Consider the following 14,293-nt stretch of genomic DNA (forward strand, 5'->3'; position numbering starts at 1 on the left):
GTTAAAATAATGATACAAAAAGAGCGGTCAGTTTATGGCCGCTTTTTTTTGTTAAATTTGCTAAATCTTAATTGAGAAAATTCATGAGCAGAAATAATAAAAGAGGCGGTTCAAACCGTTCAAACAGAGGCGGTAACAAAAATCGCAGAAACCGTGAGGGGCGCAATGACAAACATTATATGCGCTCTGCGGAAAAAACTTACGGCTCCAAATATGGAACTGAGGACGAAATCATGAGCCAATATGGCCACAAGAAGAATAGAACCAACAGCAGAAAAGTAATTGAGGAAGTTACCGGCAAGCTTAGCATGGCGGCAGGCGGATTTGGCTTTGTTACAGTTCCCGACAGAGAGGATGATATATTCATCCCTTCCGGCAAATTAAACGGCGCCTTAAACAATGATACTGTTAAAGTTGCAATAACACGCAAGGCAAAGAATGACCATCGCGAGGAGGGAGAAATTTTCCAGATTGTAGAGAGAAGCAAGAGGCCTTATATTGGAATTCTTCAGATTACGGGTCAGAAGGCATGGGTTATTATGCAGAATAAAAATATGCCTTATGATATTGAGGTCCCGATAGAGCAAGTAAAGCCTGAATATCAGGGGCTTAAAGTTGCCGTGCTGATTAAGGAATTTGTACGTGGTCAAGAGACTCCAAAGGGAGATTTGATTGATGTTCTTGGAGCTTCCGGGGATAATAATACGGAGATGCATGCAATTCTTACTGAGTTTGGATTGCCTTATAAGTTCTCTGATGAAGTTGAAAATGCGGCGGCAAAAATTCCTGTAACTATCGGTGACGCAGAGCTTTCCGGCAGAAGAGATTTTAGAGGGACTTGCACTTTTACCATTGACCCTGCAGATGCAAAAGATTTTGATGATGCATGCTCTCTTAAAAAACTGGATAACGGACATTGGGAGGTTGGAGTTCATATCGCCGATGTATCTTATTATGTAAGACCAGGTTCCATTATTGATAAAGAGGCGGTTGACAGAGGAACATCTGTCTATTTGGTTGACAGGACCGTTCCAATGTTGCCGGAAGTTTTGTCAAATAATCTTTGCTCATTAAGACCCGGAGAGCCAAAGCTTACGTTCTCCGCTGTCTTTGAATTGGATGATGATGCAAACGTTATTAATCGCTGGTTTGGAAGAACAATAATTAGTTCTGATTTTAGATTTGCTTATGAAGAAGTTCAGCAGCTGATAGAGAGCAACGGGGATACAACTAATTACAAGCCAACACTTTCTAGCGGAGGAGCATCTGTCGCGAATAAAGAGAATACTTCAGTTAATGCAAATATTGCAACAGCTGACGGTACAGCGGGAGAGACTCATAAAGTGACTGGACTTAGCACCGCTGTTCCAGGGAAAGTTGTGATTGACGCAGTGCTTGAACTTCACAAACTTGCAACACTTTTAAGAAAGAGGAGATTTGAAAAAGGGTCTATCAGTTTTGAGAGACCGGAGATGAAAGTGCTTGTAGATGAGAAGGGTAAGCCAATAGATATAGTTGAGAAAATTTCACGTGAGGCCAACTGGCTGATTGAGGAGCTGATGCTTCTGGCAAATAAAGAAGTAGCAACTTATGTCACGACAGGTCTTAAGATAAAAGCGCCAACGTTTGTATACCGTATTCATGACCAGCCTGATATGGACAAGATTACAGAGCTGAGGACTTTCATCAAACATTTTGGATACACGATGGATGCCTCCGATACTCCGCAGCAGCTGGCAAAAGCATTGAACAAACTGCTTGATTCTCTGAAGGGTAAACCTGAGTGCGCCACAATAGAAATTCTTGCGCTGAGGTCTATGGCGCGTGCAGAATACTCAACTGACAATATTGGTCACTATGGTTTGGGCTTTGAATACTACACGCATTTTACCTCTCCTATCAGACGTTATCCAGATATGATGGTTCATCGTCTGCTTGCGAATTATCTTGCCGGAGGAAAGAGCGCGGATAAGAAATATTATGAGGATATGTGCCAGCATGCCTCTGAAAGAGAGCAGCTTGCAACAGAGGCTGAGAGGGCGAGCGTTAAGTATAAGATGACTGAATTTATGGAGGATAAAATTGGTCAGATTTATGAAGGCGTTATTAGCGGAGTTACAGATTGGGGACTGTATGTTCAGATAGAACCAACCAAAGTTGAAGGCATGGTTGCTTTGCGTGATATTAAAGAGGATTACTTTGAATTTGATGAGAAAAACTATTGTGTGATAGGCAAATCCACGCACCAAAAATTTACGCTTGGAGACAAAGTGAAGATAAAAGTAGAGAAGACTAATCTTGAGCAAAAGATAATAGACTTCTCGCTTGTATGGGATGAGAGCTACAATAAAGCGGAATTTGCCAGCAACGCAGATGTTCAGAGGGATAACTCTAATTCCAGCGGCAGAAATTTTAGGACTAATCCGGGTTCCGGCAATAGAAATTTTAGAAACAACAGGAGCAAAAAAAATGATAATCAAAGAGGGAGAAAAATTTCCGGAGGCAATAAATCTAACGGTAAAAAGTTACAAAATAGGAGAGAATCTGCTGGCAATACGAAGCGCTCTAAAAGGTAGTATTACAGATAATTACAACTATCCGGAACTTGCGGAAAAAGAATTTGTTCTGGATGCGGATGCGCTTATGTCCGGCAAGGATTTACAGTTGCCAAAGAACCGCTATATTTTGACGCTGAGTTCCCAGTGGCTTTTGTTGCCGTCATCAGATGAGTTGCAGAAGTTAAATTCCAAAGAAATTACAAAGGAAGAAAGGACCGTTAGTCATACCGTTTTTGCAACGGAATACAAGCGCAAAACCTCTGAAGAATTTTTCTTCACGGCAGTATTTTCCGGGGTAGATTCTGATTTAAAATCTGTTAATTCTGCAGGTAATATTTTGATTATGAAATATTCCGCAGGTACCGGCAAAGTAGAAACCAATTGGGATTCTATTCCAGAGAAATTCCGCTTCTTCTTTCCACGTTCCCTGGAAATCGCTCTTGGATATCTCACAACTTCTCGGCCACAGATTATACGTTAACAATCAGTAGTTTGTGTCCGGTGTAATTAAAGAAATCTTCTAGGATATACTTGAGTTTGATTTTGAGATAGCCGTTGACTGTGCCGTCACTGCAGCCGTACCATTCACTATCGGTGACCTCCTTGTCCAGGACAATTTTTACTTTTTTTTCCGGACCCATGTCTAGCAGCGCGCTTAAAATTGTTGTGGCGCCTACCACGGTTCCCATCATGCTCAAGAGCTTCTCTGCAGGTGCAAAAGAGACTCGTGAAATGCCAAGCGCATGGCTGAAATCTTTTGTGACAAACGGTTTGTCTCCTCTTGTTGCAAATAGGTAAAATTCAGTCTGTTGCCTGTTGCAGAGAAAAAGCGTCTTAACTATTTTTATGCCTATTTTTTCATCAATCAAAAGGCACAAATCCATTGAAATTGCCGGGTCAGTGTCTACTCGTTCATAAGGGATGTTTAATTTGGCAAAAGCCTCATAAACTTTCTTTTGTAACTCCGTAGAGCATTTTTCCGGCGGAGTGTTTTTTAATTCGCTAACGTAAAACATGCCCCAAAGTTACGATATATTATTGTCTGCTCTATGTTGATAACTAATGATGTTGTTCAACCTTTTTTGGTAGTGAAAAAATCAGTAATTTGCGAACCCGATTAGGAGAGAAATTTTATTGGAGAAATAAGATAATCTGTCGGGATAAAAAAGAGCAAAAAAGATAAGGAGAGATATTATGAACAAGAAAGTTTTATTGATGATTTTGGACGGCTGGGGCATTGGAGCACATGATAAAACCAATGCAATATATATGGCGGGACAGCCTAATATTGACGCACTTAGGGCAAAGTATCCGCATTCTGAACTACAGGCTTGCGGGGAGGATGTGGGTCTTCCAAAAGGGCAAATGGGAAATTCAGAAGTCGGGCATTTGAATATTGGCGGCGGAAGAGTTGTTTATCAGGATTTGGTAAAAATCAACAAGGTTTGCGAGGCTCATAAGCTATTGGAAAATAAAGAGGTAAAAGGGGTTTATGAATATGCGCAGAAAGGACACGCCTTGCATCTGATGGGACTTGTTTCTACAGGTGGAGTTCACAGTTCTTTAGAGCATTTGTTTGCGTTTTTGGATACGGCAAAAGAGTGCGGTCTGCAAAAAGTTTATGTCCATTGCTTTATGGACGGAAGAGATACCGATCCTCATAGCGGAATAGAATTTATCAACCGGCTGGAGGAACACATGAAGAAATCTTGCGGCCAGATTGCCAGCGTGGTAGGAAGATTTTACGCTATGGACAGAGATAAAAGATGGGGCAGGGTTAAAGAGGCTTATGACTTGTTGGTCAGCGGTAAAGGGGCAAAATTTGCAACTGCTGCAGACGGTATGAATGCATCATATAAAGCAGATGTTACGGATGAGTTTGTAAAACCTATTTCTGTTTGCGGCGGGGAGAGTAGTGCCAATCAGCTTCCCGATGGTACACCGCAAGTGGCTACGATTCAGAAAGATGACGCAATCATTTTCTTTAACTTCAGAAATGACCGCGCGCGTGAATTGACTTATGCATTGACTCAAAAAGATATGCCGGAAGAGGGTATGCATACTATTCCGTTATACTATTGCTGCTTAACTCCTTATGATGATGAATTTAAGGGCGTGCATATTTTGTTTGATAAAGAAAACGTACAAAATACTCTTGGTGAGGTTGTTGCAAATGCGGGTAAAAATCAGCTGAGAATTGCGGAGACGGAGAAATATGCTCACGTTACATTTTTCTTCAGCGGCGGAAGAGAGGAACCGTTTAAAAATGAGGATAGAATCCTTGTTCCTTCTCCTAAAGTTGCAACTTATGATTTGCAGCCGGAGATGAGCGCGCCGATAGTTGCGGAGAAATTAATTGCAGCAATTAAAACGCAAAAAGAGGATATGATAATTCTCAATTTTGCTAACGGAGATATGGTTGGACATACGGGAGTCTTCACTGCCATTGAGAAAGCTGTGACATGCATTGACGGCCTTGTAAAGCAAGTTGTTGCAGCGGCGCGTGAAAATGGCTACACTGTTTTGATTACGGCAGACCACGGCAATGCGGATTGTGCTGTTAATCCCGACGGATCGCCAAATACTCAGCACTCTTTAAATCCTGTTCAGTTCATTGTAGTTGATGATGATGTAAAGAGCGTCAAGAACGGAAGGTTATGTGATATAGCTCCTACTATCTTGAAACTGATGGGGATACAGCAGCCAAAGGAGATGACGGGAGAGGCGCTTGTATAAATAAGATCCAAGGTTCCAATTAGTAAGTAACTGAATTTGTATCTAGGTAAAAACAATATACTGTCGGGAGAAAAATAATGCAATTTGTTCATTTACATCTACACTCATACTATTCCATTCTTGATGGAGAGGGGAAGATAGAGAATTATTTTAAGAAAGCTGCTGCTGACCACCAGCCTGCCATGGCTTTGACAGACCACGGCAATATGTTTGGTATCAAGGAGTTTCTTAAGACTGCAAAAAAGTTCAAAGGAGTGGTTAAACCAATTGTGGGATGTGAAGTGTATGTAAATCCGGAGGGAAGATTTGTAAAAAGGGGGAAGGAAGACCAGGGTGCCTATCACTTGATTTTGCTTGCAAAAAATCTTGCGGGCTATTACAATCTTGTGAAGATAGTGTCTATTGGATGGACAGAGGGTTTTTATTATAAGCCAAAGGTAGACAGGGAGATACTGGAGAAATATCATGAGAATCTGATAGCATCTTCCGCCTGTCTTGGGGGTGAGCTGCCGCGTCTGATTGCTGCGGGGAATATGGAAGAGGCGGAAAAATCTGCCTTGTGGTATAAGAATCTTTTTGGTGATGATTATTATTTTGAGATTCAGCAGCATCGCACGGAAGTTCCCGGACAGAGCCAGGAAGTATTTGAAAAACAAAAGATTGTAAATGCCGGCTTATTTAAGCTGAGTGAAAAACTTGGGATAAAATGCATTGCCACAAATGACTGTCACTTTGTAAATAAAGAAGATGGTCCTGCTCACGACAGATTAATTTGTATCAATACAAACGCGCGCGTAACGGACCAGGACAGGATGCATTATACACAGCAGGAGTATATGAAGACCGCCGATGAGATGGCGGCTATGCATATTTCTCATCCTGAGGTTATTACAAACACATTGGAAGTTGCCGCAAAAGTGGAGGAGTATGATATTGACCATGACCATATCCTCCCTATTTTCAAGTTGCCTGAAGGATATTCAGATTCCAATGATTATTTGCGCGATTTGGTTTACAACGGCGCTCAGACAAGATATCCCAATATGCTTCCAAAGCTTAAAGAGAGGATTGACTTTGAGCTTCAGACAATTAAGGGAATGGGATTCCCTGATTATTTTTTGATAGTGCAGGATTTCATTAATGCTGCCAGAGCAAGAGGTATTTGGGTTGGTCCGGGCAGAGGTTCCGCAGCCGGCAGCGTTGTTGCGTATTGTCTGGGAATCACCAAGATAGACCCAATCAAGTATGATCTTCTGTTTGAGCGTTTTCTTAATCCCGACAGAATTTCAATGCCCGATATTGATATAGATTTTGAGGAGGAGAAGCGCGGAGATGTACTCTCTTACGTGGAGGGGAAATATGGCAAAGACCATGTGTCTCACGTGGTTACTTTTGGCACAATGGCAACTAAAAGTGCAATCAAGGATATTGCCAGAATAGAGGATGTTCCGCTTGCCATTGCAAATAAAATTGCAGGAATGGTTCCGTCAAATTTCCCAGATGAGCAGGTAAAAGTTAAGCGTCCGGACGGCACAGAAGAAATAGACGCAAAGAAAGTTTCTGTAAATTTTGATAACTGCCTGCGCCTTGTGCCGGAGTTCAAGCAGGAGTATGAACATCCTGAGTCTAAGGAGGTTGGAGAGACGATGAAGTATGCGCGCATGCTGGAAGGAACAGTAAGAAATACAGGTGTTCACGCTTGCGCTGTTATTATTGGTCGCGACAGATTAAGCGAGCACATTCCAATCAGCATTGCAAAAGATAAAGATTCCGGAAATGATATTTGGGTCTCTCAATATGAGGGTTCTGATATAGAGGATGTTGGAATGCTTAAGATGGATTTCCTTGGATTGAGGACTTTGTCAATTTTAAAAGAAGCTGTCGCGAATATAAAGAGGAGCAAAAAAATTGATATTGATGTTGATACGTTGCCGCTTAATGATAAGGCGACATTTAAGCTGTTCAGCCACGGAGATACAATTGCTGTTTTCCAATTTGAAAGCCCCGGAATGCAGAAGTGGCTTAGAGAGCTGAAACCCAATAGGTTTGAGGATTTGATTGCGATGAATGCACTGTATCGTCCAGGACCTATGCGGTATATTCCTGATTTTGTTGAAAGAAAAATAGGGCGTAAAAAAATTGAATATGAGATGCCGGAGATGGAGGACATCCTCTCAGACACATACGGCGTTACGGTATATCAGGAGCAGGTCATGCTTCTGAGCCAGAGAATTGCAAGCTTCTCCAAAGGACAGGCCGACGGATTGCGCAAGGCTATGGGAAAGAAGAAGATAGAGAAGATGATGGAGATGGAGGAGTTGTTCATGAAGGGTGGTCTTGCAAATGGTTACAAAGAGGAGCAGCTGAAAAAAATATGGAGCGACTGGAAAGAGTTTGCAAAGTATGCATTCAATAAATCTCACTCAACTTGTTATGCTTGGATAGCCTATCAAACCGCATGGCTTAAAGCACATTATCCCGCGGAGTTCATGGCCGCCAACATGAGCAAAAATCTTGGTGACATAGGGGAAATTTCCAAATTGATGGATGAGTGCAAGAGAATGAAAATCAAAGTTCTTGGTCCTGATGTTAATGAAAGCGGAATAGATTTTACCGTTAACGGAGATAATGAAATAAGATTTGGACTTGCCGCCATTAAAGGAGTTGGAGGCGCTGCTTCTGAGGTGATTATAAAAAACGCGCCGTACAAATCTATCTTTGATTTTGCGGAAAAAGCGGGCAACGGAAATATAAACAGAAAGACCATAGAATCTCTTGCTTATGCAGGAGCTTTTGATGCGTCGTTCCCGGATATACGTAGAGATCAGTATTTTTCAGCCAATTCAAAAGGGGACATTTTCTTAGATGCCCTTGTCAGATATTCTCAGGTAGTAAATAAAAAAGAGGATAACGGAGCCTCCTTGTTTGGAGAATCCGATACAGGTTTTGTTGCGCAAACTCCTGAAGTTCCTGCAGCTGCCGCAGAGTATAACAATCTGGAATTCTTGGAGAAAGAGAAGGAGATGGTTGGAATGTATATTTCTTCTCATCCTCTTGATATGTACAAGTTTGAGATGGACAATTTTACATCTTATAATCTTGTCCAGGCGGCGGCTCTGCCTCAGCAAGTTAAAAGCAGTCCCGCACTTGCGGATAAAGATTTTTACGTTGGCGGAATAGTTTCATCTCTTATAAAAAAGGTTTCACAGAAAAGCGGAAAGCCTTTTGCTTCAATGACTTTGGAAGATTATGCCGGGACCCTGAATTTTGCTGTTTTTGGGAAAGACTATGAAGCATTTCTGCAGTATCTTAATCCCGGGGCGGCTCTGTTCATCAAGTGCAAGCTGCGCAAAAGATACAATTCAGAAACGGACTATGAGATTAGGATTCAGAAGATTACATTTTTGGCTAATCTTAAGGAGCAGTTTATGCGCGGCATAACTTTGTATATCCCGACGGAGAAATTAGATAAAGAGTTCCGCACAGATTTGGTCAAGACAATAAAAGAAAACAAGGGAACCACTCCCATGAATATTGTCATAACTGAATCAGAAAATAAAATAACGCTTAACTACGCCTCTTCCAAAAAAGTTAACGTTGACAGACCGCTGCTTAATGAGCTTGACAAAATGGATATCAAGTATAGAGCAGAGACTCAGATAAATATGTAGCGTTAAAATCCGGAGGATTTTATTCCCAGCCTTGTACTTTGATTTCCAGGCTTCTGCCGTCTGGGGTTACCAAAGCTGTTCCCTCATCTGCAGGACAAAGATGCCCAATTACATCCAGGTCTGCCATCTCTTTATGCAGCTGCTCATGTTTTTCCAGCGGCACAACATACAGCAAACGGTAATCATCCCCTCCATTAATGACAGATGTAATAATATCAATATCAATCTCATCCGCCATAGCCCTGCTCTCCGGAGCAATAGGAATTTTATCTATGTAAACTTTGGCGCCAAACCCTGTCTCCTTGCAAATTTGTTTTACCGCATCGCCTAAACCCTTGGCAATGAAGCATCCTGTGGACGGGAAGAATCCGGCATCTTTAAAATTATCTATGCACTTGCTGCTGATTTCCGGTGTAAGGTATTGGCTCAGAATATATTTGTATTTGCTTAAATCCGGCTGCTTGTAATTTTTCATCTGCTCCGGCGCTACGTTTCCAAAAGCAACCTTTTCTCTTTCAAGCACATGCAGCCCCATATAAGCAGCCCCAAGATTTCCCGTTACACACAGCAATGAGTTTTTATCCGCCTTAGGCCAGGCGTCAACTATTTTTTTCTCTTGCCTCCCGACAGATGTGCAGCTTATTATAAGCCCTGTCATAGAGGAGTTTAAGTCTATCGTGACATTAAAAATATTATGCTCCTTTGCTGCGGCCTGTATGCCGGCCCAAAGCCAATCAACATTTTCATAGCTGAATTTGGCGGAGAGCCCAACCGTAAAGCTCAGAACATAAGGGGCATAGTTATGTGCGTAAAGAGGCCCCATTGCATAAATGGCCATTTTATATCCAAGGTACTTTATCGGAGTGTAAGTAAGGTCAAAATCAACACCTTCCATCATCATGCGGTTTGCTGTCATGTAGTAATAATCATCACTTTTATCTGCGCTAAGCTTGCCTCCAAAGAATTGTACATCATTGTTTTTGTATGAAGTCTTTTCAAAAAGCTTGTCCAATGCTTTTATCCTTCCAAGTTCCTTGATTTCTGTCCTTTGCGGAGTTTTTGCCGCTTTGTTTTCTTTTTCTGCCATGTTCTGTCTGATTTATTATTGCAAAGATATTTATTTAAAACCAAACGTACGGATTATTAAATTGTTATTGGAAATGAGAAAAATTATATAATTTTACATAAAAGAGAGGGTCAAACTAACCATATTAAAGTTTAATTAAGTATGAACAAAAAGTATCGTAAACTAACCGGAGATGAAATTATCCGGCTGGAGAGACAATTCTGCATAGCTGAGGATTGGAATAACATAACTGTTGCGGAGGCCTTTACGACAGATTATATAAGCAATGTCACATTTTCCGGCACAATTAAGCTGGGGGTGACGGAGGATTCTTTTACGCTTCCCGGCGGTATAAAAAAACATAGTCAGCTCAAATTTGCCACACTGCATAATGTAACTGTCGGCGACAACTGCTGTATTGAGAAAGTGCAAAACTATATTGCTAATTATGAGATAGGTGATAACACTTTGATTGAGAATATTGGGATTATGTATGTGGACCGCCTGTCAACTTTTGGCAATGGAGTGGCCGCTTCCGTTTTGAATGAGACTGGTGGCAGAGAGGTTTACATTAACGATAAGCTTTCTGCACATCAGGCATACATTATCGCTCTTTACAGACACCGTCCGAAGCTGATTCAAAAGCTGAGGGAAATCACTGATTATTACTCCAATAAGCATGCATCAACCGTTGGTACAACCGGCTCTTTTGTGAGGATAAAAAATGCTGACGTAATAAAAAATGTCAGGATAGGCGACTACTGTTCAATTAATGGGGCCTCCAGATTGGAGAATGGCAGCATCAACAGCAATGAGGCGGCTCCTGTTTTAATTGGGGCAAATGTAATATGCGAGGATTTTATTATTTCTTCTGGTTCTAGTGTCACCGACGGGACCACTTTAAGCCGTTGTTTTGTGGGGCAGGCATGCTTGCTGGGGCACAATTATTCAGCTTCAGATTCTCTGTTCTTTAGCAATTGCCAGGGAGAAAACGGAGAGGCATGTGCAATTTTTGCAGGGCCTTTTACTGTTACTCATCATAAATCCACATTGCTTATTGCCGGAATGTTTTCATTTATGAATGCCGGCTCAGGCTCTAATCAGAGCAATCACATGTATAAACTTGGCCCGATTCACCAGGGAACACTGGAGAGGGGGCAAAGACAACATCAGATTCATATATTTTGTGGCCGGCACGTGTCGGAGCCTTTTCTTTGGTTATGGGAAGGCATGTTAATCACGCAGATACGTCGGATTTGCCATTCTCGTATCTTGATAGAGCAGGGCAATACAACTTATCTGGTTCCTGGGGTTAATTTACGTAGCGTGGGAACAATCAGAGATGCCCAGAAATGGCCTAAGAGAGATAAAAGAGCAGACCCTAACAGGCTGGATTTCATTAATTACAACTTGTTGAGCCCTTATACAATTCAGAAGATGATGAAGGGGAGACAAATTCTGAAAGATTTAATCAGGGTTTCAGGCGAGACGTCAGAATTGTATTCCTATCAAAGTGCAAAGATTAAAAGTTCTTCTCTCTTTGGCGGGATTAAATTTTATGAGACGGCTATTCATAAATTTATGGGCAATTCCATAATTAAGAGGTTGGAAGGGATTAAGTTTGAGAACGATGCACAAATCAGAGAACGTTTGAAACCGGAGAGTTCCGTGGGTATTGGAGATTGGGTAGATATTGCCGGTCTTATTGCGCCGCAGAGTGAGATTGGAAAGTTGCTGAACGGAATAGAGAATGGGGATATTAACAAATTGAAGGATATAAACGCTCATTTTGCCAGAATGAATGACAACTATTACAACTATGAATGGACTTGGGCTTATTCAAAAATAGAGGAAGTGTATGGCATTAATCCGGAGGCAATTACGGCTAAGAATATAGTTGATATTGTTAAGGATTGGCAAGAGGCGGTGATTGGTTTGGATCATAAGATTTATGATGATGCCCGCAAAGAATTTTCCATGCAGTCAATGACAGGATTTGGGGTGGACGGAACAAGGGATACTAAGATTGAGGATTTTGAATGTGTCCGCGGAGATTTTGAGAACAATACGTTTGTAAGGGCGATTTTAAAGCACATTGAGGATAAGCAGGCGCTGGGCGATGAGCTTATTGCCCGTCTTAAGGGCATATAGTGCAAACCTTATCTCTGCAAGCGGAGAAGGCTTTCAGACATGATTTTCAATTAAAATATCTGAAAAATTGCAATAATTGTTAATAAATGTTGTATTTTTATTGCGATTTAAAATTAAAGTCATGGAATTTACACTTGATAATAAATTACCGGAGTACCCCACATTCGTAGAGGGAATCCGCAGAGCCCCGGACCGCGGTTACACGTTAAATCCGGAGCAGACTAAAATTGCTTTAAAGAACGCATTGCGCTATATACCAAAAGAATTACATGAGAAACTTGCTCCTGAATTTATGGAGGAGCTTCGCACTCGCGGCAGAATTTACGGTTATCGCTTTAGACCTCAAGGTGATTTGAAGGCGAAGCCGATTGATGAATATAAGGGAAAATGCATAGAGGGGAGAGCCTTTCAGGTGATGATTGATAATAATCTTTGCTTTGATATAGCTTTATATCCCTATGAATTAGTTACTTACGGAGAAACAGGGCAGGTGTGCCAAAACTGGATGCAGTACCGCCTGATTAAAAAATACCTTCAGGAGCTTACCCAGGACCAAACGCTTGTTTTGGAGTCCGGTCATCCTCTTGGACTTTTTAAATCTCGTCCGGATGCTCCCCGCGTTATAATAACCAATGCTTTGATGGTAGGAATGTTTGACAATCAGGAAGATTGGCATACCGCCATGCAGCTTGGCGTAGCAAATTACGGTCAGATGACCGCCGGCGGCTGGATGTACATAGGCCCGCAAGGTATTGTCCACGGGACATTTAACACTTTGCTGAATGCCGGAAGGTTAAAACTTGGCATTCCTCAGAACGGAGATTTGCGCGGTCATTTATTTGTCTCTTCCGGTTTGGGAGGAATGAGCGGCGCTCAATCAAAGGCGGCGGAAATATCCGGAGCTGCTGGAATTATTGCAGAAGTTGATATGTCCCGCATTGAGACCCGTCATCGTCAGGGATGGGTTAATCATATTACAGAAGATAAAGCTGAGGCGTTCAAAATTGCCCATGATGCAATGAGCCGTCGTGAGCCATGTTCAATTGCTTATCACGGCAATGTTGTTGATTTGCTGGAATATGCAGTAGAGAAGAGAGAGAAGATAGAATTGCTTTCTGACCAGACTTCCTGCCATGCAGTTTATGATGGCGGCTATTGTCCTGTGCAGCTGACTTTTGCAGAGCGCACAAAAATGCTGCATGAAAATCCTCACAAATTCCGCAAACTTGTAGATGAATCTTTGCACCGCCATTTTGCTGCAATTAAGAAACTTGTAGCGGCCGGCACATATTTCTTTGACTACGGCAATTCATTTATGAAGGCTGTTTTTGATGCAGGTGTTACTGAGATAGCTCGCGACGGGGATGTGAAAAACGGATTCATCTGGCCTAGTTATGTTGAGGATATCATGGGGCCGCAACTGTTTGATTATGGGTATGGTCCGTTCAGATGGGTTTGCCTTTCCGGCAAGCATGAAGACTTGGTCAAGACAGACCATGCCGCAATGGATTGCATAGATGTTCACCGCAGAGGACAAGATTTGGACAATTATAATTGGATTAGAGATGCGGAGAAAAATAATTTAGTTGTCGGGACGCAGGCTCGTATTCTTTACCAGGATGCATCCGGACGTTTGAAAATTGCTTTGCGCTTTAATGAAATGGTCCGCAACGGCGAGGTTGGCCCAATCATGTTAGGACGTGATCATCATGATGTTAGCGGAACAGATTCTCCTTTCAGAGAGACCGCGAATATTAAAGACGGAAGCAATATTATGGCCGATATGGCTGTTCAGTGTTTTGCAGGAAATTGTGCAAGAGGAATGAGTTTGGTATCTCTTCACAATGGCGGCGGAGTAGGAATAGGGAAGGCTATAAACGGCGGATTTGGAATGGTTTGCGACGGCAGCAAGAGAGTAGATGACATATTACGTTCCGCAATGACATGGGATGTAATGAGCGGAGTTGCAAGACGTTCTTGGGCACGCAATGAGCACGCTCTGGAAACCGCAGAGGCCTTTAACAAAACTAACGGGGACATGTATCATATTACAATCCCTTATGTAGCTGATGATGAATTAATTAATAGAGTTATTAAATCTAAGAAATAGA

Annotated in this window: 7 protein-coding genes and 1 pseudogene; 6 read left to right on the forward strand and 2 right to left on the reverse strand. The window is 41.9% G+C overall.

Annotation, left to right across the window (positions count from 1 at the left end; genetic code table 11):
- Window positions 1-83 precede the first annotated feature (83 nt).
- Both LKM37_03080 and LKM37_03085 read left to right on the forward strand, forming a co-directional pair.
- Window positions 84-2,576, forward strand: coding sequence for an RNB domain-containing ribonuclease (locus LKM37_03080; GenBank protein ID MCI1719993.1), 2,493 nt, complete (start codon window positions 84-86; stop codon window positions 2,574-2,576).
- The gene (locus LKM37_03085; GenBank protein MCI1719994.1) at window positions 2,470-3,039 is read left to right on the forward strand and encodes a hypothetical protein; all 570 of its coding nucleotides are present in this window, start codon (window positions 2,470-2,472) and stop codon (window positions 3,037-3,039) included. Before LKM37_03080 ends, LKM37_03085 begins: the two co-directional genes overlap by 107 nt.
- On the opposite strand, the gene LKM37_03090 is transcribed toward LKM37_03085, so the two are convergent.
- Window positions 3,029-3,574 (reverse strand): prolyl-tRNA synthetase associated domain-containing protein, encoded by a 546-nt coding sequence (locus LKM37_03090; protein MCI1719995.1) that lies wholly within the window; start codon window positions 3,572-3,574, stop codon window positions 3,029-3,031. The two genes, LKM37_03085 and LKM37_03090, sit on opposite strands and share 11 nt — an antisense overlap.
- Window positions 3,575-3,752: 178 nt before the next feature.
- Here LKM37_03090 and gpmI point away from each other — a divergent pair, with 178 nt between their 5' ends.
- The gene (gene gpmI, locus LKM37_03095; protein MCI1719996.1) at window positions 3,753-5,294 is read left to right on the forward strand and encodes a 2,3-bisphosphoglycerate-independent phosphoglycerate mutase; all 1,542 of its coding nucleotides are present in this window, start codon (window positions 3,753-3,755) and stop codon (window positions 5,292-5,294) included.
- A 77-nt stretch (window positions 5,295-5,371) separates the two neighbouring features.
- Complete coding sequence (dnaE, locus tag LKM37_03100) at window positions 5,372-8,965, forward strand: DNA polymerase III subunit alpha (protein ID MCI1719997.1); 3,594 nt, start codon at window positions 5,372-5,374, stop codon at window positions 8,963-8,965.
- Between the two features lie 19 nt (window positions 8,966-8,984).
- Here the strand turns inward: dnaE and LKM37_03105 are convergent, their stop codons facing one another.
- Window positions 8,985-10,052, reverse strand: coding sequence for a hypothetical protein (locus LKM37_03105; GenBank protein ID MCI1719998.1), 1,068 nt, complete (start codon window positions 10,050-10,052; stop codon window positions 8,985-8,987).
- A gap of 141 nt (window positions 10,053-10,193) precedes the next feature.
- Here LKM37_03105 and LKM37_03110 point away from each other — a divergent pair.
- A pseudogene (locus tag LKM37_03110) lies at window positions 10,194-12,182 on the forward strand (DUF4954 family protein).
- Between the two features lie 121 nt (window positions 12,183-12,303).
- The gene (locus LKM37_03115; GenBank protein MCI1719999.1) at window positions 12,304-14,292 is read left to right on the forward strand and encodes a urocanate hydratase; all 1,989 of its coding nucleotides are present in this window, start codon (window positions 12,304-12,306) and stop codon (window positions 14,290-14,292) included.
- Window position 14,293 lies beyond the last annotated feature (1 nt).

Source organism: Bacteroidales bacterium (assembly GCA_022647615.1).
Classification (GTDB): Bacteria; Bacteroidota; Bacteroidia; order Bacteroidales; family UBA932; genus Egerieousia.

Coding starts and splice junctions, on each gene's coding strand:
- LKM37_03080 (MCI1719993.1), top strand. CDS start 84: ATGAGCAGAAATAATAAAAGAGGCGGTTCAAACCGTTCAAACAGAGGC.
- LKM37_03085 (MCI1719994.1), top strand. CDS start 2,470: ATGATAATCAAAGAGGGAGAAAAATTTCCGGAGGCAATAAATCTAACG.
- LKM37_03090 (MCI1719995.1), bottom strand. CDS start 3,574: ATGTTTTACGTTAGCGAATTAAAAAACACTCCGCCGGAAAAATGCTCT.
- gpmI (MCI1719996.1), top strand. CDS start 3,753: ATGAACAAGAAAGTTTTATTGATGATTTTGGACGGCTGGGGCATTGGA.
- dnaE (MCI1719997.1), top strand. CDS start 5,372: ATGCAATTTGTTCATTTACATCTACACTCATACTATTCCATTCTTGAT.
- LKM37_03105 (MCI1719998.1), bottom strand. CDS start 10,052: ATGGCAGAAAAAGAAAACAAAGCGGCAAAAACTCCGCAAAGGACAGAA.
- LKM37_03115 (MCI1719999.1), top strand. CDS start 12,304: ATGGAATTTACACTTGATAATAAATTACCGGAGTACCCCACATTCGTA.